The sequence below is a fragment of the Pseudomonas sp. BTN1 genome (assembly GCF_001907715.1).
Taxonomy (GTDB): domain Bacteria; phylum Pseudomonadota; class Gammaproteobacteria; order Pseudomonadales; family Pseudomonadaceae; genus Aquipseudomonas; species Aquipseudomonas paracarnis.
This window is the reverse complement of record NZ_MPBM01000029.1, coordinates 38,889-56,956: the sequence shown is the minus strand read 5'-3', so window position 1 is coordinate 56,956 and position 18,068 is coordinate 38,889. Positions and strand designations below refer to the sequence as shown.

Annotated in this window: 14 protein-coding genes; 12 read left to right on the top strand and 2 right to left on the bottom strand. The window is 58.8% G+C overall.

Features of this window, described 5'->3' with window-relative positions; translation table 11 throughout:
- Position 1: 1 nt before the first annotated feature.
- Both ubiG and BMH52_RS15435 read right to left on the bottom strand, forming a co-directional pair.
- A complete protein-coding gene (gene ubiG, locus BMH52_RS15440; protein ID WP_003189760.1) occupies positions 2 to 700 on the bottom strand; it encodes a bifunctional 2-polyprenyl-6-hydroxyphenol methylase/3-demethylubiquinol 3-O-methyltransferase UbiG in 699 nt (232 codons plus the stop codon).
- Between the two features lie 64 nt (positions 701 to 764).
- On the bottom strand, positions 765 to 2,096 hold the full coding sequence (locus BMH52_RS15435) for a TRZ/ATZ family hydrolase (protein ID WP_019820640.1): 1,332 nt from the start codon (positions 2,094 to 2,096) through the stop codon (positions 765 to 767).
- 109 nt (positions 2,097 to 2,205) lie between these two features.
- Here BMH52_RS15435 and mtnA point away from each other — a divergent pair, with 109 nt between their 5' ends.
- The 12 genes from mtnA to BMH52_RS15375 all read left to right on the top strand — a co-directional run bounded on the left by mtnA (position 2,206) and on the right by BMH52_RS15375 (position 17,444).
- Positions 2,206 to 3,276, top strand: a complete 1,071-nt coding sequence (mtnA, locus tag BMH52_RS15430; RefSeq protein WP_073844216.1) for an S-methyl-5-thioribose-1-phosphate isomerase — start codon at positions 2,206 to 2,208, stop codon at positions 3,274 to 3,276.
- A 424-nt stretch (positions 3,277 to 3,700) separates the two neighbouring features.
- A complete protein-coding gene (gene gyrA / locus BMH52_RS15425) occupies positions 3,701 to 6,355 on the top strand; it encodes a DNA gyrase subunit A (protein WP_014717617.1) in 2,655 nt (884 codons plus the stop codon).
- Between the two features lie 242 nt (positions 6,356 to 6,597).
- Entirely contained in the window at positions 6,598 to 7,683 is a 1,086-nt protein-coding gene (serC, locus tag BMH52_RS15420) for a 3-phosphoserine/phosphohydroxythreonine transaminase (protein ID WP_019820637.1), read from the top strand.
- A complete protein-coding gene (pheA, locus tag BMH52_RS15415; protein ID WP_032902668.1) occupies positions 7,683 to 8,777 on the top strand; it encodes a prephenate dehydratase in 1,095 nt (364 codons plus the stop codon). The genes serC and pheA overlap by 1 nt, the downstream gene beginning before the upstream one ends.
- 9 nt (positions 8,778 to 8,786) lie before the next feature.
- The gene (hisC, locus tag BMH52_RS15410) at positions 8,787 to 9,899 is read left to right on the top strand and encodes a histidinol-phosphate transaminase (RefSeq protein ID WP_014717619.1); all 1,113 of its coding nucleotides are present in this window, start codon (positions 8,787 to 8,789) and stop codon (positions 9,897 to 9,899) included.
- A 28-nt stretch (positions 9,900 to 9,927) separates the two neighbouring features.
- A complete protein-coding gene (locus BMH52_RS15405) occupies positions 9,928 to 12,138 on the top strand; it encodes a bifunctional prephenate dehydrogenase/3-phosphoshikimate 1-carboxyvinyltransferase (protein WP_256575793.1) in 2,211 nt (736 codons plus the stop codon).
- Positions 12,135 to 12,824, top strand: a complete 690-nt coding sequence (gene cmk, locus BMH52_RS15400) for a (d)CMP kinase (protein WP_003189772.1) — start codon at positions 12,135 to 12,137, stop codon at positions 12,822 to 12,824. Before BMH52_RS15405 ends, cmk begins: the two co-directional genes overlap by 4 nt.
- Positions 12,825 to 12,944: 120 nt before the next feature.
- Positions 12,945 to 14,630 (top strand): 30S ribosomal protein S1, encoded by a 1,686-nt coding sequence (gene rpsA / locus BMH52_RS15395; protein WP_003189774.1) that lies wholly within the window; start codon positions 12,945 to 12,947, stop codon positions 14,628 to 14,630.
- Positions 14,631 to 14,790: 160 nt separating this feature from the next.
- A complete protein-coding gene (locus tag BMH52_RS15390; RefSeq protein ID WP_003189775.1) occupies positions 14,791 to 15,075 on the top strand; it encodes a hypothetical protein in 285 nt (94 codons plus the stop codon).
- A 130-nt stretch (positions 15,076 to 15,205) separates the two neighbouring features.
- Positions 15,206 to 15,502 carry an integration host factor subunit beta gene (gene ihfB / locus BMH52_RS15385; protein WP_003189779.1) on the top strand — a complete coding sequence of 99 codons (297 nt, stop codon included), beginning with the start codon at positions 15,206 to 15,208 and terminating at the stop codon, positions 15,500 to 15,502.
- Between the two features lie 24 nt (positions 15,503 to 15,526).
- Positions 15,527 to 15,757, top strand: coding sequence for a lipopolysaccharide assembly protein LapA domain-containing protein (locus BMH52_RS15380; RefSeq protein ID WP_073844212.1), 231 nt, complete (start codon positions 15,527 to 15,529; stop codon positions 15,755 to 15,757).
- A 331-nt stretch (positions 15,758 to 16,088) separates the two neighbouring features.
- Positions 16,089 to 17,444 (top strand): Wzz/FepE/Etk N-terminal domain-containing protein, encoded by a 1,356-nt coding sequence (locus BMH52_RS15375; protein ID WP_073844210.1) that lies wholly within the window; start codon positions 16,089 to 16,091, stop codon positions 17,442 to 17,444.
- The last annotated feature ends 624 nt before the right edge of the window (positions 17,445 to 18,068 follow it).

Here is an 18,068-nt window from a genome sequence, read left to right as displayed (position 1 = left end):
CTTACTCCTCGCGCAGGGTCTGGATCATGTAGTTGACGTCAACATCGTTGGCCAGCTTGTAGTGCTTGGTCAGCGGGTTGTAGGTCAGGCCGATGATGTCCTTGACGGTCAGCCCGGCTTGGCGGCTCCACGCACCCAGCTCGGAAGGGCGGATGAATTTCTTGAAATCATGGGTGCCGCGCGGCAGCAGCTTCATGATGTATTCAGCGCCGATGATCGCGAACAGGTAGGCCTTGGGGTTGCGGTTGATGGTGGAGAAGAACACCTGGCCGCCGGGCTTGACCATACGGAAGCACGCACGGATCACCGAGGACGGGTCCGGCACGTGTTCGAGCATTTCCAGGCAGGTGACCACGTCGAACTGTTCGGGCATTTCCTCGGCCAGGGCTTCGGCAGTGATCTGGCGGTATTCCACGCTCACGCCGGATTCGAGCTGGTGCAACTGGGCTACGGCCAGCGGCGCTTCGCCCATGTCGATGCCCATCACGGTGGCGCCGCGCTGGGCCATGGCTTCGCTGAGGATGCCGCCGCCGCAACCGACGTCCAGCACTTTCTTGCCGGCCAGGTTGACGCGCTCGTCAATCCAGTTGACCCGCAGTGGGTTGATGTCGTGCAAGGGCTTGAATTCGCTCTCGCGGTCCCACCAGCGATGGGCAAGGGCTTCAAACTTGGCGATTTCGGCGTGGTCGACGTTGCTCATGGTGAATCCTCTGAATCTGATAAGTCGGTGTGTCGCGGCTGAACCCAAGGCTTCAGCCGCGTCGTTATTCGCTGTGCCCGCTGATGCGTTGGCCCCAGGCAATGGCCGTGGCGGTCAACTGTTGTTCATCCATGCGGGTCAATTGCCGGTCGTCGAGCAATGGCTTGCCGGCAACCCAAAGGTGTTTCACGCAATCGCGCCCGGTGGCATATATAAGCTGTGAGACCGGATCGTAGATCGGTTGTTGCGCCAGCCCGGAAAGATCAAAAGCGACGATGTCTGCCGCCTTGCCGACTTCCAGGGAGCCAATCTGGCTGTCCAGGCCCATCGCCCTGGCGCCGTTGAGTGTGGCCATGCGCAAGGCGCGGTGGGCATCCAGCGCAGTGGCCGAACCGGCCACGGCCTTGGCCAGCATCGCCGCCGTGCGGGTTTCTCCAAGCAGATCCAGGTCATTGTTGCTGGCGGCGCCGTCGGTGCCGATGGCCACGTTGACGCCAGCCTGCCACAAGCGCTCCACCGGGCAAAAGCCGCTGGCCAGTTTCAGGTTCGATTCCGGGCAGTGAATGACGCTGGTGTTGCTTTCTACCAGTAAAGCCAGGTCGTCTTCGCTGATTTGGGTCATGTGCACGGCCTGAAAGCGCGGGCCCAGCAAGCCAAGGCGAGCCAGGCGCGCCAATGGCCGCTCGCCGGTCTGCTCGATGGCTTGCTGCACTTCAAAGGCGGTTTCGTGAACGTGCATATGGATCGCGGCGTCCAGCTCTTCGGCGATCACCCGGATTTTTTCCAGGTTGGCATCGCACACGGTGTACGGGGCGTGTGGGCCGAAGGTGATTTTGATGCGCGGGTGGTGCTTGAGGTCGCCGAACAACTCGATACCCTGGCGAATCGCCTCGTCGGCACTGCTGGCGCCGGGGATCGGGAAGTCGAGGATCGGCAGCGCGATCTGCGCACGCATACCGCTGTTGTGCACGCAGTCACTGGCGACCTTGGGGTAGAAATACATGTCCGAGAAGCAGCTGATGCCGCCCTTGATCTGCTCGGCAATGGCCAGGTTGGTGCCGTCGCGCACGAACGCTTCATCGACCCACTTGGCTTCGGCGGGCCAGATGTGTTTTTCCAGCCAGGTCATCAGTGGCAAATCGTCGGCCAAGCCGCGGAACAGGGTCATGGCGGCATGGCCGTGGGCATTGACCAGGCCGGGGCTGAGCAGCATGCCGGGCAGTTCACGCACCTCTTGCGCCGCCAGCTTCAACGCCGCGTCCCGTGGCCCGATAAAGGCAATGCAGCCGTCGCGGATACCCAGGCCGTGCTCCTTGAGCACCACGCCAGCGGGCTCGACGGGTACCAGCCAGGTCGGCAGCAGCAACAAGTCGAGCGGGGCGGCAGTGGAGGTCATCGCAGGCTTCTTCCCAGGCAGCTATAAAAGAAGGGCGAAGTATACCCGAGCGTCCTGGCTGGCGGATCGCTATAATCCGCGGCTTTTGTTCATGAGTGCGGGGTAAGGGATGCGCGACCGACTGTTGGCTGCAGACAAAGTGAAGGCCATCGAATGGCGTGATGGCGCGCTGCACCTGCTCGATCAGCGCGTTTTGCCGTCCCGGACGCACTGGGTGGCCTGCAGTACCGTTGAGTCGGTGGCCGACGCCATTCGCACCATGGTGGTGCGGGGCGCGCCGGCTATCGGCATCTGCGCCGCCTATGGCTTGGTCCTGGCCGCCCGCGAGCGTATCGCCGAAGGCGGTGACTGGCAGGCTGCATGGGAAGAAGACTACGCCTTGCTGGCCCATACCCGACCGACCGCATCGAACCTGTTCTGGGCCTTGCAGCGCATGCGCGACCGCCTCGACCGCCTCAAGCAGCACGCCGACCCGCTGGCGGTGCTGGAAGCCGAAGCCGTCGCGATCCATGAGAGCGACCGGGAGGCCAATGTGGTCATGGCCCAGTTGGGCATGGAGCGGATTCGCAAGCACCAGGGCAATGCCCAGGCGATCCTCACCCATGGCAACGCCGGCGCGTTGGCCTCCGGCGGCGTTGGTACAGCCCTCGGGGTGATTCATGCCGCGTATCTGGAGGGGCTGGTCGAGCAGGTCTATGTCAATGAAACCCGCCCCTGGCTGCAAGGCTCCCGTCTTACAGCGTGGGAGTTGGCGGGCCAGGGCATCCCGGTGGCGGTGAATGCCGACTCCGCCGGGGCGCATATCCTCAAGACCAAAGGCGTGACCTGGGTGGTGGTGGGGGCTGATTGTATTGCGGCCAATGGCGATGTGATCAGTAAGATCGGCACTTATCAGTTGGCCGTGTGTGCCATGCACCATGGCGTGCGCTTTATGGTGGTGGCGTCGAGTTCGACCCTGGATTTGATGATGGCTACGGGGGAGGATGTTGCGCTGGAGCAGCGCGATATGGGTGAGTTGCTTGAGGTGGATGGGCAGCGGTTGGATATCGCGGCGTTTAACCCTGTGTTTGATGTGACCCCTGCGGACCTGATCGACGTGATCGTCACCGAAAAAGGCATTGTCGAGCGGCCAGACACTGCCAAACTGGCCAAGTTGATGTGCCGTAAGCGCCTGCATTGAGAGTGTCGGTGGCTGTGGGGGCTCTATCGCAGGCAAGCCAGCTCCCACCTTCAACCGTGTTCACACATCAAAGGTGGGAGCTGGCTTGCCTGCGATTGGCCCTTGAAGTCAATAAAACGTCTGCATTCCACCCTCGCAAAAAAGCACCATCGCGCCTCTGAGCCCCTCTCGTCCCCTTCAAGCCTGTCATCCGTCAAATTACTAGCCTCCATGCGCATCAGGGGGATAGGTGCGTGGCGGCGATTGTGATAACATCCGGCGGTTTCCAGGGCTGCCCCGAGGGGTGGCCTATAACGTGCAGATCCGTGTCATAACTCGTTGATTTGTCGTAAGTCGTTGTCAGGCACTGTGCCGGCAGCGGCGAGCTTCGTTCGTCCCGAATGGATGTGACGAGGTTTCACCCGAAAAAGGAATCAGGCTTCTCATGGGCGAACTGGCCAAAGAAATCCTCCCGGTCAATATCGAAGACGAGCTGAAACAGTCCTACCTCGACTACGCGATGAGCGTAATTGTCGGTCGGGCACTGCCTGATGCGCGCGATGGCTTGAAGCCCGTGCACCGGCGTGTGCTGTTCGCGATGAGCGAGCTGGGTAACGACTGGAACAAGCCGTACAAGAAATCTGCCCGTGTTGTCGGTGACGTGATCGGTAAGTATCACCCTCACGGCGACACTGCGGTGTACGACACCATCGTTCGGATGGCGCAGCCGTTTTCCCTGCGCTACCTGCTGGTAGACGGCCAGGGTAACTTCGGTTCGGTGGACGGCGACAACGCCGCGGCCATGCGATACACCGAAGTGCGCATGACCAAGCTGGCGCACGAGCTACTGGCCGACCTGCATAAAGAAACCGTGGACTGGGTGCCGAACTACGACGGCACCGAAATGATCCCGGCTGTCATGCCCACCAGGATTCCCAACCTGCTGGTCAACGGTTCCAGCGGTATCGCCGTGGGCATGGCCACCAACATCCCGCCGCACAACCTCGGTGAAGTCATCGACGGTTGCCTGGCCCTTATCGACAACCCTGAGCTGACCGTCGATGAGCTGATGCAATACATTCCCGGCCCGGACTTCCCGACCGCCGCGATCATCAACGGTCGCGCCGGCATCATCGAAGCCTACCGCACCGGCCGTGGGCGCATTTACATGCGCGCCCGCTCGATCATCGAAGACATCGACAAGGTCGGTGGCCGCCAGCAGATCGTCATCACCGAACTCCCTTACCAGTTGAACAAGGCACGCCTGATCGAGAAGATCGCCGAGCTGGTTAAAGAGAAGAAGCTGGAAGGCATCACCGAGCTGCGCGACGAGTCCGACAAAGACGGCATGCGCGTGGTCATCGAGCTGCGCCGCGGCGAAGTGCCGGAGGTGATCCTCAACAACCTCTACGCCCAGACCCAGCTGCAAAGCGTGTTTGGTATCAACGTGGTTGCCCTGATCGACGGCCGCCCGCGCATCCTGAACCTCAAGGACCTGCTGGAAGCCTTCGTGCGTCACCGTCGCGAAGTGGTCACCCGCCGTACCGTGTTCGAACTGCGCAAGGCCCGCGAGCGCGGCCATATCCTGGAAGGCCAGGCGGTTGCGTTGTCGAACATCGACCCGGTGATCGCCCTCATCAAGGCCTCGCCAACCCCGTCGGAAGCCAAGGAAGCGCTGATCAGCACACCTTGGGAATCCAGTGCCGTGGTCGCGATGGTTGAGCGCGCTGGCGCCGACTCGTGCCGCCCCGAGACCCTGGACCCGCAATACGGTCTGCGTGAAGGCAAGTACTTCCTGTCGCCAGAACAGGCCCAGGCCATCCTGGAACTGCGCCTGCACCGCCTGACTGGCCTTGAGCACGAGAAGCTGCTGGCCGAGTACCAGGAGATCCTCAACCAGATCGGCGAGTTGATCCGCATCCTCAGCAGCGCTGTGCGCCTGATGGAAGTGATCCGCGAAGAACTGGAAGTGATCCGCGCCGAATACGGCGACGTGCGCCGCACCGAAATCCTCGATGCGCGCCTGGACCTGACCCTGGGTGACATGATCCCGGAAGAAGAGCGCGTGGTGACCATCTCCCACGGTGGCTATGCCAAGACCCAACCGTTGGCGGCCTACCAGGCCCAGCGTCGTGGCGGTAAAGGTAAATCGGCTACCGGCGTGAAGGATGAGGACTACATCGCTCACCTGCTGGTCGCCAACAGCCACACCACGCTGCTGCTGTTCTCCAGCAAAGGCAAGGTGTACTGGCTCAAGACCTACGAAATCCCGGAGGCCTCCCGCGCTGCCCGTGGTCGTCCGTTGGTCAACCTGCTGCCGCTGGACAGTGACGAATACATCACCACCATGCTGCCGGTCGAGGAATACACCGAAGGTCACTTCATCTTCATGGCCACCGCCAAAGGCACCGTGAAGAAGACCCCGCTGGAATCCTTCAGCCGTCAACGCAGCGTGGGCCTGATCGCCTTGGAACTGGACGAAGGCGACGTGCTGATTTCCGCAGCCATCACCGATGGCGAGCGCGAAGTCATGCTGTTCTCCGATGGCGGCAAGGTCACACGCTTCAAGGAATCCGACGTACGAGCCATGGGCCGTACCGCCCGCGGTGTACGCGGCATGCGCCTGCCGGAAGGGCAGAAGCTGATTTCGATGCTGATCCCGGAAGAAGGCAGCCAGATCCTCACCGCTTCCGAGCGTGGTTATGGCAAGCGCACCGCCATCAGTGAGTTCCCGGAGTACAAGCGTGGCGGCCAGGGCGTAATCGCCATGGTCAGCAACGACCGCAACGGCCGTCTCGTCGGCGCGGTGCAGGTGCTCGACGGCGAGGAGATCATGCTGATTTCCGACCAGGGCACCCTGGTGCGTACCCGTGTGGCGGAAGTGTCGAGCCTGGGCCGTAACACCCAGGGCGTGACCCTGATCAAGCTGGCCAAGGACGAAAAACTGGTCGGCCTGGAGCGTGTGCAGGAGCCTTCGGAAGTCGAAGGCGAAGAGCTCGAAGGTGAGGAATTCGAAGGCGAGGTTATCGCAGCTGGCGATGACAACGTTGACGAGCCAACCCTCGACGCTGCCGCAGACGAAGAAGAACCGCAGGAATAAGCGGACACACAGGGGGCGGATGAAGATTCGCCCCCTTGTTGTTTGTCCCCTATGAAACACAGCGCCCTTTGCCTGGACGCGGTCCATGTGGGAGCTGGCTTGCCTGCGATGCAGGCGCCTCGGTCATTCAGTGATACCGCGGCGCTGCTATCGCAGGCAAGCCAGCTCCCACAGATGTCCGCTCCAGAATGAGGGCGCTGCTGACATGATTGCAGCCCCACCAGATCAGAGTGAGATTGGATGTGAGCAAGAGAGCCTATAACTTCTGTGCCGGTCCCGCGGCGCTTCCTGAAGCAGTCCTGCAGCGTGCGCAGGGTGAACTCCTCGACTGGCATGGAAAAGGCCTCTCCGTGATGGAAATGAGCCATCGCAGCGATGAGTTCGTGTCCATCGCCAACAAGGCCGAGCAGGACCTGCGCGACTTGCTGGACATCCCATCCCATTACAAAGTGCTGTTCCTGCAAGGTGGTGCGAGCCAGCAGTTCGCCCAGTTACCGCTGAACCTGCTGCCAGAAGGCGGGACTGCCGACTATATCGACACCGGTATCTGGGGTCAGAAGGCTATCGAAGAAGCCTCGCGCTACGGCCATGTCAACGTGGCAGGCACCGCCAAGCCCTACGACTACTTCGCCATTCCCGGTCAGAACGAGTGGAAGCTGTCCAAAGACGCGGCCTACGTTCACTACGTCGCGAACGAAACCATCGGTGGCCTGGAATTTGATTGGGTGCCGCAAGTAGGTGACGTTCCGCTGGTGTGCGACATGTCCTCGGACATCCTCTCGCGTCCGATCGATGTGTCCAAATACGGCATGATCTACGCCGGCGCGCAAAAGAACATCGGCCCAAGCGGCATCCTGGTCAATATCATCCGCGAAGACCTGCTGGGCCGCGCCCGTTCCCTGTGCCCCACTATGCTCAACTACAAGGTCGCGGCCGATAACGGCTCGATGTACAACACCCCGCCGGCGTTTGCCTGGTACCTGTCGGGCCTGGTGTTCGAATGGCTCAAGGAGCAGGGCGGTGTCGCGGCCATGGGTAAGTTGAACGAAGAGAAGAAGCGCACCCTGTACGACTTCATCGACGCCAGCGGCCTGTACAGCAACCCGATCAACCTCACCGACCGCTCGTGGATGAACGTGCCGTTCCGCCTGGCGGACGACCGCCTGGACAAGCCGTTCCTGGCTGGCGCCGACGAACGCGGCCTGCTGAACCTCAAGGGCCACCGCTCGGTGGGTGGCATGCGCGCCTCCATTTATAACGCCGTCGACATCCACGCCATCAATGCGCTGGTTGCCTACATGGCAGAGTTCGAGAAGGAACACGGCTAATGTCTGAGCAAGAACTCAAGGCCCTGCGCGTACGCATTGACAGCCTGGACGAGAAGGTCCTGGAGCTGATCAGTGAGCGTGCGCGCTGCGCCCAGGAAGTAGCCCGGGTGAAAATGGCGTCGCTGGCGGAAGGCGAAGTGCCGGTGTTCTACCGCCCCGAGCGTGAAGCCCAGGTGCTCAAGCGCGTGATGGAGCGCAACAAGGGCCCGTTGGGCAACGAAGAGATGGCGCGGTTGTTCCGTGAAATCATGTCCTCGTGCCTGGCGCTGGAGCAGCCACTGAAAGTGGCTTACCTCGGCCCTGAGGGCACCTTCACCCAGGCGGCGGCCATGAAGCACTTCGGCCATGCGGTGATCAGCAAGCCGATGGCGGCCATCGACGAAGTCTTCCGTGAAGTCGCCGCCGGTGCGGTGAATTTTGGCGTGGTGCCGGTGGAAAATTCCACCGAAGGTGCGGTCAACCACACGCTGGACAGCTTCCTCGAACACGACATGGTGATCTGCGGTGAGGTGGAGTTGCGTATCCACCACCACCTGCTGGTGGGTGAAAACACCAAGACCGACAGCATCAGCCGTATCTATTCCCACGCCCAGTCCCTGGCCCAGTGCCGCAAGTGGCTGGACGCCCATTACCCGAATGTCGAGCGCGTGGCGGTGTCCAGCAACGCCGAAGCGGCCAAGCGGGTCAAGGGTGAGTGGAACTCGGCGGCGATTGCCGGCGATATGGCCGCGGGCCTCTACGGCCTGACGCGCCTGGCTGAGAAGATCGAAGACCGCCCGGATAACTCCACGCGCTTTTTGATGATCGGCAGCCAGGAAGTGCCGCCCACCGGCGACGACAAGACTTCAATTATCGTTTCTATGAGCAACAAACCCGGCGCGCTGCATGAGCTGCTGGTGCCGTTCCACGATAACGGGATTGACCTGACGCGCATCGAGACTCGTCCTTCGCGCAGCGGTAAGTGGACCTATGTGTTCTTTATCGACTTTATGGGCCATCACCGCGACCCGCTGGTCAAGGGCGTGCTGGAGAAGATCAGTCAGGAAGCCGTGGCACTCAAGGTGCTGGGCTCTTACCCGAAAGCGGTTTTGTGAGGCTTTGACATGAGTGGCAATTTCCTCGCCCTGGCGCAGCCGGGCGTGCAACAACTCTCGCCTTACGTTCCAGGCAAGCCTGTGGACGAGTTGGCCCGCGAGTTGAATCTGGACCCGTCCAAGATCGTCAAACTGGCGAGTAACGAAAACCCGCTGGGCCCGAGCCCCAAAGTGTTGGCGGCGATTCGTGAAGAGCTGGCCGAGCTGACCCGTTATCCCGATGGCAACGGTTTTGCCCTCAAGTCGCTACTGGCGGACAAGTGCCGGGTCGAGTTGAATCAAGTGACCTTGGGCAACGGCTCCAACGACATCCTTGAGCTGGTCGGCCGTGCCTACCTGGCGCCAGGTTTGAATGCGGTGTTCAGCGAGCACGCGTTTGCGGTCTACCCGATTGTGACCCAGGCGGTGGGGGCAGATGCTCGCGTGATTCCTGCCAAGGACTGGGGCCATGACCTGCCGGCGATGCTGGCGGCCATCGATGCCCAGACTCGCGTGGTGTTTATCGCCAACCCGAACAACCCGACCGGCACCTGGTTTGACGAGCAGGCACTGAACGAATTCCTGCAGGACGTGCCCCAGCATGTGCTGGTCGTGCTGGACGAAGCCTACATCGAGTACGCCGAAGGCAGCGACCTGCCCGACGGCCTGGATTTCCTTGCGGCCTACCCGAACCTGCTGGTGTCGCGTACGTTCTCCAAGGCTTATGGCCTAGCGTCGTTGCGGGTCGGTTATGGCTTGTCCACGCCTGTGGTGGCCGATGTGCTGAACCGCGTGCGCCAGCCGTTCAACGTCAACAGTCTGGCCCTGGCGGCCGCCTGTGCGGCGGTGAAGGATGCCGAATACCTGGAAGAAGGCCGTCGCCTCAACGAAAGCGGCATGCTGCAATTGCAGGAAGGCTTTCGTGAGCTGGGCCTGGGCTGGATTCCGTCCAAGGGCAACTTCATCTGTGTCGATCTCGGCCAAGTGGCCGCGCCGGTGTTCCAGGGCTTGCTGCGCGAGGGTGTGATCGTACGCCCGGTAGCCAACTACGGGATGCCGAACCACCTGCGTATCACCATCGGTTTGCCGGCTGAGAACAGCCGCTTCCTTGAGGCGCTGGCCAAGGTTCTGGCCCGTGGTTGATGTCACTGCATTGCAACCTGCTGTGCCTATGATCGGTCGCCTGGTGGTGGTCGGTCTGGGGTTGATCGGTGGTTCCTTCGCCAAAGGCCTGCGTGAAAGCGGGCTATGTGGCGAAGTGGTGGGGGTGGACCTCGACCCGCAATCGCGCACGTTGGCGGTGGAGTTGGGGGTGGTGGACCGCTGTGAGGCGGACCTGGCCGTTGCGTGCCAGGGCGCGGATGTGATCCAGCTTGCCGTGCCGATCCTGGCCATGGAGAAGTTGCTGGCGGTACTGGCGGGCATGGACCTCGGGCAAGCGATCCTTACCGATGTGGGTAGCGCCAAAGGCAACGTGGTGCGCGCGGCACGATTGGCGTTTGGTGGCATGCCGCCGCGCTTTGTGCCGGGTCATCCCATCGCGGGTTCCGAGCAGAGCGGGGTGGAGGCCTCCAATGCGCAGTTGTTTCGTCGGCATAAGGTCATCCTGACGCCGCTTGCGCAAACCGATCCCACGGCGTTGGCGGTGGTGGATCGTCTCTGGCGCGAGCTGGGCGCGGATGTGGAGCATATGCAGGTCGAGCGTCACGACGAAGTGTTGGCAGCCACCAGCCACTTGCCGCATCTGCTGGCATTTGGCTTGGTGGATTCTTTGGCCAAGCGCAACGAGAACCTCGAGATTTTCCGTTACGCCGCCGGCGGCTTCCGCGATTTTACGCGGATTGCCGGCAGCGATCCGGTGATGTGGCACGACATCTTCCTCGCCAATCGCGAAGCGGTGTTGCGCACCCTGGACACCTTCCGCAGTGATCTCGACGCCTTGCGCGACGCGGTGGATGCGGGAGACGGCCATCAACTGCTGGGCGTGTTCACCCGGGCACGGGTGGCGCGTGAACATTTCAGCAAGATTCTCGCACGCCGGGCCTATATGGAAACCGCAGTGAACACCGATGATCTGACCTTCATCGCCAGCCCGGGTGGCCGCTTGAGCGGGCGCATCCGCGTGCCGGGTGACAAGTCGATCTCCCATCGCTCGATCATGCTGGGCTCGTTGGCCGAGGGTGTGACCGAGGTGGAAGGCTTCCTTGAGGGTGAGGACGCCCTGGCGACCTTGCAGGCCTTTCGCGATATGGGCGTGGTGATCGAGGGCCCGCACCATGGGCGCGTGACCATTCACGGTGTCGGCCTGCAGGGCCTGAAGGCTGCGCCGGGGCCGATCTACGTGGGCAATTCCGGCACGTCGATGCGCCTGTTGGCCGGTGTATTGGCGGCGCAGCGCTTCGACAGCGTGTTGACCGGCGATGCCTCGCTGTCCAAGCGCCCGATGAACCGCGTGGCCAAGCCGCTGCGTGAAATGGGCGCGATCATCGAGACCGGGCCGGACGGGCGTCCGCCACTGAGCATTCGTGGCGGGCAATCGCTCAAAGGCTTGAACTATGTACTGCCCATGGCCAGTGCCCAGGTGAAATCCTGCCTGTTGTTGGCGGGGTTATACGCTGAGGGTAAAACCTCGGTGACCGAGCCCGCACCGACCCGCGACCACACCGAGCGCATGCTGCGCGGCTTTGGCTACCCGCTGGCGGTGCAGGGCGCGACGGCGTCGCTGGCGTCGGGGCATGGGTTGACCGCTACGCGTATTGAAGTGCCGGGGGATATTTCGTCTTCGGCGTTTTTCCTGGTGGCGGCCTCAATTGCCGAAGGCTCCGAGCTGTTGCTGGAGCATGTCGGTATCAACCCGACCCGCACCGGAGTGATCGACATCCTGCGGCTGATGGGGGCTGATATCACCCTCGAAAACCAGCGGGAGGTGGGCGGCGAGCCGGTTGCGGATTTACGTGTGCGTGCTGCTGCGCTCAAGGGCATCGAGATTCCACAGGCCCTGGTGCCGTTGGCGATTGATGAGTTTCCCGTGCTGTTTATTGCCGCAGCCTGTGCTCAGGGCCGCACTGTTTTACGCGGGGCCGAAGAGCTGCGCCTCAAGGAGTCCGATCGCATCCAGGTAATGGCCGACGGTCTGTTGGCTCTGGGCGTGAAGTGTGAACCCACGCCTGATGGGCTTATCATTGACGGTGGCCCGATGGGCGGCGGTGAAGTGCATGCCCATGGCGATCATCGGATTGCCATGGCGTTCAGTGTGGCTTCCCTGCGGGCGGCGGCGCCTATTCGTATCCTTGACTGCGCCAATGTTGCTACGTCTTTTCCGAACTTTCTGACACTGTGTGCCCAAGTCGGCATCCGTGTTGCCCAAGAGGCTCAATTGTGAATATCAAAGCACCGGTGATTACCATCGACGGGCCTAGCGGCTCGGGCAAAGGCACAATCGCTGGCATTCTGGCCAAGCGCCTGGGTTGGTGCCTGCTGGATTCTGGCGCGCTGTATCGCCTGCTGGCGTTCGCTGCGCACAACCATGGTGTGGACCTGACCAACGAAGAGCTGCTGACCAAACTAGCCGCCCATCTGGATGTGCAGTTCATTGCGGCGACCGAGGGTCAGTTGCAGCGCATCATTTTGGAAGGTGATGAAGTCAGCGATGTGATTCGCACCGAGAGTATCGGCGCGGGTGCCTCCCAAGTGGCCGCGCTGCCCGCCGTGCGCGAGGCGCTGCTGCAGCGCCAGCGCGCATTCCAGGAGGCGCCGGGCCTGGTGGCCGATGGCCGGGACATGGGCACGGTGGTGTTTCCCGAGGCGCCGCTGAAGATTTTCCTGACCGCCAGCGCCGAGGAACGGGCACGCCGCCGATACTTGCAGTTGAAGGGCAAAGTCGATGGTGTTAGTCTGTCGAGTCTGCTAGATGAGATCCGTGCACGCGATGAGCGTGATACCCAGCGTGCGGTAGCCCCGCTCAAGCCGGCGGCTGACGCCATACAGCTGGATTCCACGGAGTTGTCCATCGAGCAGGTGCTGGAACGCATCATGAGTGAAATCGCCATTCGCGATATCGCCGGGTGATCAAGAAGGCCGCAGGGGACCAGTCATAGTCCTGCGGTGGCTTCTTTTAACTGAAACTGACCCACACCGTCTGGGGTGTGGAGATGGGCGTATTCTTCGCCCTTATCAACAGGAATTAAAATGAGCGAAAGCTTTGCGGAACTCTTTGAAGAAAGCCTAAAAACCCTGAACCTTCAGGCAGGCTCCATCATCACCGGTGTTATCGTTGATATCGATTACCAAGCTCGCTGGGTAACCGTTCACGCTGGTCTGAAGTCTGAAGCTCTGATCCCGCTGGAACAGTTCTACAACGATGCTGGTGACCTGACTATCAATGTCGGTGACGAAGTTCACGTTGCTCTGGACTCGGTTGAAGACGGTTTCGGTGAAACCAAGCTGTCCCGTGAAAAAGCCAAGCGCGCTGAATGCTGGATTGTTCTCGAAGCAGCCTTCGCAGCTGAAGAAGTGGTCAAGGGCGTTATCAACGGTAAGGTTAAAGGCGGCTTCACTGTCGACGTTAACGGCATCCGTGCGTTCCTGCCAGGTTCTTTGGTCGACGTTCGTCCAGTGCGCGACACCACGCACCTGGAAGGCAAAGAACTGGAATTCAAAGTCATCAAGCTCGACCAGAAGCGCAACAACGTTGTCGTTTCCCGTCGCAGCGTGCTGGAAGCAGAGAACTCCGCCGAGCGTGAAGCTCTGCTGGAATCCCTGCAGGAAGGCCAACAAGTCAAAGGTATCGTCAAGAACCTCACCGATTACGGCGCATTCGTCGATCTGGGTGGCGTCGATGGCCTGCTGCACATTACCGACATGGCTTGGAAGCGTATCAAGCATCCTTCCGAAATCGTCAACGTTGGCGACGAGATCGATGTCAAGGTTCTGAAGTACGATCGTGAGCGTAACCGCGTTTCCCTGGGCTTGAAGCAGCTGGGCGAAGATCCATGGGTTGCTATCAAAGCTCGTTACCCAGAAAGCACCCGCGTAACCGCGCGTGTTACCAACCTGACCGACTACGGCTGCTTCGCAGAGCTGGAAGAAGGCGTGGAAGGCCTGGTACACGTTTCCGAAATGGACTGGACCAACAAGAACATCCACCCTTCGAAAGTCGTACAAGTCGGCGACGAAGTGGAAGTTATGGTTCTGGACATCGACGAAGAGCGTCGTCGTATCTCCCTGGGCATCAAGCAGTGCAAATCTAACCCATGGGAAGATTTCTCTGGCCAGTTCAACAAGGGCGATAAAATCTCCGGCACCATCAAGTCGATCACCGATTTCGGTATCTTCATTGGTCTGGACGGCGGCATCGACGGCCTGGTTCACCTGTCCGACATCTCCTGGAACGAAGTTGGCGAAGAAGCTGTTCGTCGTTTCAAGAAGGGCGACGAGCTGGACACCGTTATCCTGTCGGTTGACCCAGAGCGCGAGCGCATCTCCCTGGGCATCAAGCAACTGGAAAGCGATCCGTTCTCCGAGTACGTTCAAGAGAACGACAAAGGCGCCATCGTTAAAGGCACTGTGAAAGAAGTTGACGCCAAAGGCGCCATCATCGTTCTGGCCGACGATATCGAAGCGACTCTGAAAGCCTCCGAAATCAGCCGTGACCGCGTTGAAGACGCGCGCAACGTACTGAAAGAAGGCCAGGAAGTAGAAGCCAAGATCATCAGCGTTGACCGCAAGAGCCGCGTGATTCAGCTCTCCATCAAGTCGAAAGACGAAGTGGAAGAGAAAGAAGCTATCCAGAGCTTGAAAGAAGCTGCTCCGGAAGCTGCTGCTGATACCACCATGGCGGCACTGCTGCGCCAGGCAATGGCTAAGCAGAACTAAGTTCTGTAAAGCTGTAGAAAAAGGGCGACTTCGGTCGCCCTTTTTTGCACCTGAAATTTGATGAAGCAACTGCACCGAACCAAGGCATTCAGCCCAATGTCAGAACTGACTATAGTCTTGAAAACGGCTATTTCGCGTTGCTGACTCAATAAGGGTTTGAATGAACAGAATTATCGTAATACTCGCCTTGCTCGTGCTTGCAGGCTGCTCCTCCACCAGTGCCAAGACCCACGCCAAGCGTGGCGTCAGTGGCATCGAGATCGACTGCTCTGGCCTGGGCAACAAGTGGGAAAAGTGCGAGAAGCGCGCCGCCCGTGAGTGCAAGATGCAGGGCTACAAGGTCATAACCCGCTCCAGCGATGCAGAGGACGAAGAGGGCGACTACCTGTTCGGCTGGAACCCTGCTGGCGCGGTGACGCGGACCATGTTGGTGATCTGTAAGTAAGGGGTTGGCTGCTTGCTGAGCGTGTTTATTCAGCCTCAGATAAGTTGACACATGGGCTGTTCAAATTCATCAACTCATGCTAAAACCTTCGGAGCGCTTTTCCTAGCTGCTTGAAAAAGAAGGGAAAAATATGACGAAGTCGGAGTTGATCGAACGAATTGTCACCCATCAAGGGCTGCTCTCATCCAAGGATGTAGAGCTGGCTATCAAGACCATGCTTGAGCAAATGTCCCAATGCCTGGCCACCGGAGATCGCATCGAAATCCGCGGCTTCGGCAGCTTCTCCCTGCACTACCGCGCACCCCGCGTAGGCCGCAACCCAAAAACCGGCCAATCCGTCAGCCTCGACGGCAAATTCGTTCCCCACTTCAAACCGGGCAAGGAATTGCGCGATCGGGTGAACGAAGAAGAGGAAGAAGGCGTCTGAGTGTTTTTGGGGAAGGAGAAGAGTATGCGTGGGGTTAAGCGCGTTGTTGCGGTGTTGATTGCAGTGCTTGCGGCTTTGGTGGTTCTGGCGTTTGTGCTGGAGAACCAGCAGGGTGTGGTGCTGTCATTCCTGGGGTGGAGTACTGCGCAGATGCCGGTGGCGGTGTTTGTGGTGGTGGCTTTGATCGTGGGGATGTTGATTGGGCCGGTGTTGGGGGTGGTTGTGCGTAGGCGGCGGGGTAAAGCGATTGCTTAGTATTGCTCTTGGCGGGCTCTAAGAGCGAATGATGACCGTTTGTCAGAAATGTTATCACGCTTGAAGCCGGTAATTCTTTATGGTGGCCTATCGACTTAACCCCGTTGGTCGTAACAGTTCCCTCGGAAAAATCAGAAGCATCTGACATACATGTCAAGACTTGTAATGTTCCGGAGAGATGGCAGAATAGAATCTGTTCTCGATAACAGTCATTTTGTGTGCTCAGAATTTGGCAGGGACGCTGGGTTTTGGCGGTCATCCAATTAGAAAAAAATACACATCAGGTCTGCATAACGAGCCCGCAGTTTCTCTTTGAAGGCAGGTTTTTGTTGTGAGTAGTAGCTTCCGAATTCCCCCGACACCTTCGTCCGAAGAAGTTGATCTCGCGGTCCTTTTTCAATCCCTCTGGCGACAGAGAGTCCTTATAGCCGCTGTGACGCTAGTCGTTGGCGCTCTGGCTGTGATCTATGCCTTTTCGGCGACTCCGGAATTTCAAGTCAGCAGCGTTTTGCGTCCAGCGGCGATCAATGATCTGGATGCATTGAATCGGTCTGGGGTATACGTCCTCCCAGCGGGTGAGGCGTTGAACAAAGTCGGAGCATCTCTTGAGTCTTATGATACGCGGTTAAGCTTCTTCCGAGCCCGTCAAAGTTTATTTAAGGCCTTCGAGCGTCCAGGGAGAACCCTGGAGCAGAGTTTTGATGAGTTCAATCGCAACTCCATCAATCTGATTTTGCCAGATCCCAAGAAATTAGACTCCCTCAGCGCCTATATCAAGCTGGAGATGAGCTACCCTAAAGGGATAGATGGCGTGACTATCCTCAACGAATTCATCGAGTTTGCCATTGCCACCGAGCGACGGCAGATTAGCGCGGACCTGAGCGTCATCATCAATAACCGACTGAATGAAATTCAAGGCAAGCTCAAGGCCGTCCGCTCGGGATATGAAATTGATAAAGAGGCAAAAATTGCCAGTTTGACCGAGGGTGATGTGCTTCGTCGTGCTCAGTTGCAGGACGAGCTAAAGGCTCTGAGGGCTCAGCTTAAGACTATTCGTCGTGATAGGCTTGCATTGTTGAACGAAGCAATCGGCATCGCTAAGTCGCTGGGTATCAAAAAACCAGCCACCCCGTCGTCACTCGGTGATGCAGATCGCAGCGGGGGTGGCAGCACGATGCATACCGAGATTAATAATCAGCAGATTCCGTTGTATTTCATGGGGGTTGATGCGTTAGAGGCTGAGAAAAATGCTCTCCTTCAGCGCAAATCCGATGACTTCACAGAGGGGCGTATCGCGCAAATCGCTAAAGAGCTTCAGTTGCTGCAATCCAACCGGCAGATTGAGGTTTTGAATCGTCGTGAAAATGAAGATCTGTTTTTAAGCAACGTGGAGCCCCTTCGTGCTGAAGAGGCGCGCCTACGCAGCTTGAATATTGATATGAGTCGCTTGAAGCTGGTAACTATTGACAAGCAGGCGTTGGAGCCACTGGGGCCTATCAAACCTAAGAAGGCGCTCATTTTGGCGGTCGGTCTGATTCTTGGCGGCATGCTAGGTATTCTCCTTGCCCTCATTCGTACAATGGTTGTAAATAAACGCCAGCTGATCATGAAATGCGTGCCTTTTAATGCTTCAGATATCGCCATCGAAAAGAAGGCCTCTTCTGAAGGCATCGTCCGACAGCCTTAGGAATGAGCTCGTCTATCACACATTGAGCAGGCATGCATACCACGCGCGGTGTGGGTGCTATTTATTCCCGTTTCCCTCCTTTGAAATAGGAATATGTACCTATGTCAAATTACTTTTGGGTCATGCCTGAAAAATACTCGGGTGATTCTATCCTGAGCAGAAAGATTCTGTGAACAGTGATCCATCACGCTGGCCAAGTGTAACGAACCACTTATTTGTATTTACATCCCGTAGTATGATTGTCAAATTTCATGGAACCGTTTTATTTGAAAGGCATCCAACGATTTATGGCACAAAGCCATGCAAGCAAGGTCCTGTGCTTTTTTTTGCTGCAGTGGGTACGTGAGGCCTGCGCTAGCGATGGCGTTCCGATCCGAGCGCGTTACGTTAGTGTTGATTCTGTTTGTCAGCAGGGGCAGGTTCGGGCAGGCATTGGTAAGAGCAATAAGCTTCGTACGTAATGTAATGAATAATGTAAGTTAATGAGAACCCTCAAAAGAAGTATGAGCGAGGGAGCGTTGGAAGCGTATAGGGCAACGGTATCTGGAAACAGATCGATCTCACTGAGTGGGTTTTGAGCTTGAAGAACTTCGTACTGGAATTGTTTCAGTAAGTATTTTGGAT

Bases quoted from the DNA above. Each gene is read 5' to 3' on its own strand.
- rpsA (WP_003189774.1), top strand. From the start codon at position 12,945: ATGAGCGAAAGCTTTGCGGAACTCTTTGAAGAAAGCCTAAAAACCCTG.
- pheA (WP_032902668.1), top strand. From the start codon at position 7,683: ATGTCTGAGCAAGAACTCAAGGCCCTGCGCGTACGCATTGACAGCCTG.
- BMH52_RS15405 (WP_256575793.1), top strand. From the start codon at position 9,928: ATGATCGGTCGCCTGGTGGTGGTCGGTCTGGGGTTGATCGGTGGTTCC.
- ubiG (WP_003189760.1), bottom strand. From the start codon at position 700: ATGAGCAACGTCGACCACGCCGAAATCGCCAAGTTTGAAGCCCTTGCC.
- hisC (WP_014717619.1), top strand. From the start codon at position 8,787: ATGAGTGGCAATTTCCTCGCCCTGGCGCAGCCGGGCGTGCAACAACTC.
- gyrA (WP_014717617.1), top strand. From the start codon at position 3,701: ATGGGCGAACTGGCCAAAGAAATCCTCCCGGTCAATATCGAAGACGAG.
- BMH52_RS15435 (WP_019820640.1), bottom strand. From the start codon at position 2,096: ATGACCTCCACTGCCGCCCCGCTCGACTTGTTGCTGCTGCCGACCTGG.
- ihfB (WP_003189779.1), top strand. From the start codon at position 15,206: ATGACGAAGTCGGAGTTGATCGAACGAATTGTCACCCATCAAGGGCTG.
- BMH52_RS15380 (WP_073844212.1), top strand. From the start codon at position 15,527: ATGCGTGGGGTTAAGCGCGTTGTTGCGGTGTTGATTGCAGTGCTTGCG.
- mtnA (WP_073844216.1), top strand. From the start codon at position 2,206: ATGCGCGACCGACTGTTGGCTGCAGACAAAGTGAAGGCCATCGAATGG.
- BMH52_RS15390 (WP_003189775.1), top strand. From the start codon at position 14,791: ATGAACAGAATTATCGTAATACTCGCCTTGCTCGTGCTTGCAGGCTGC.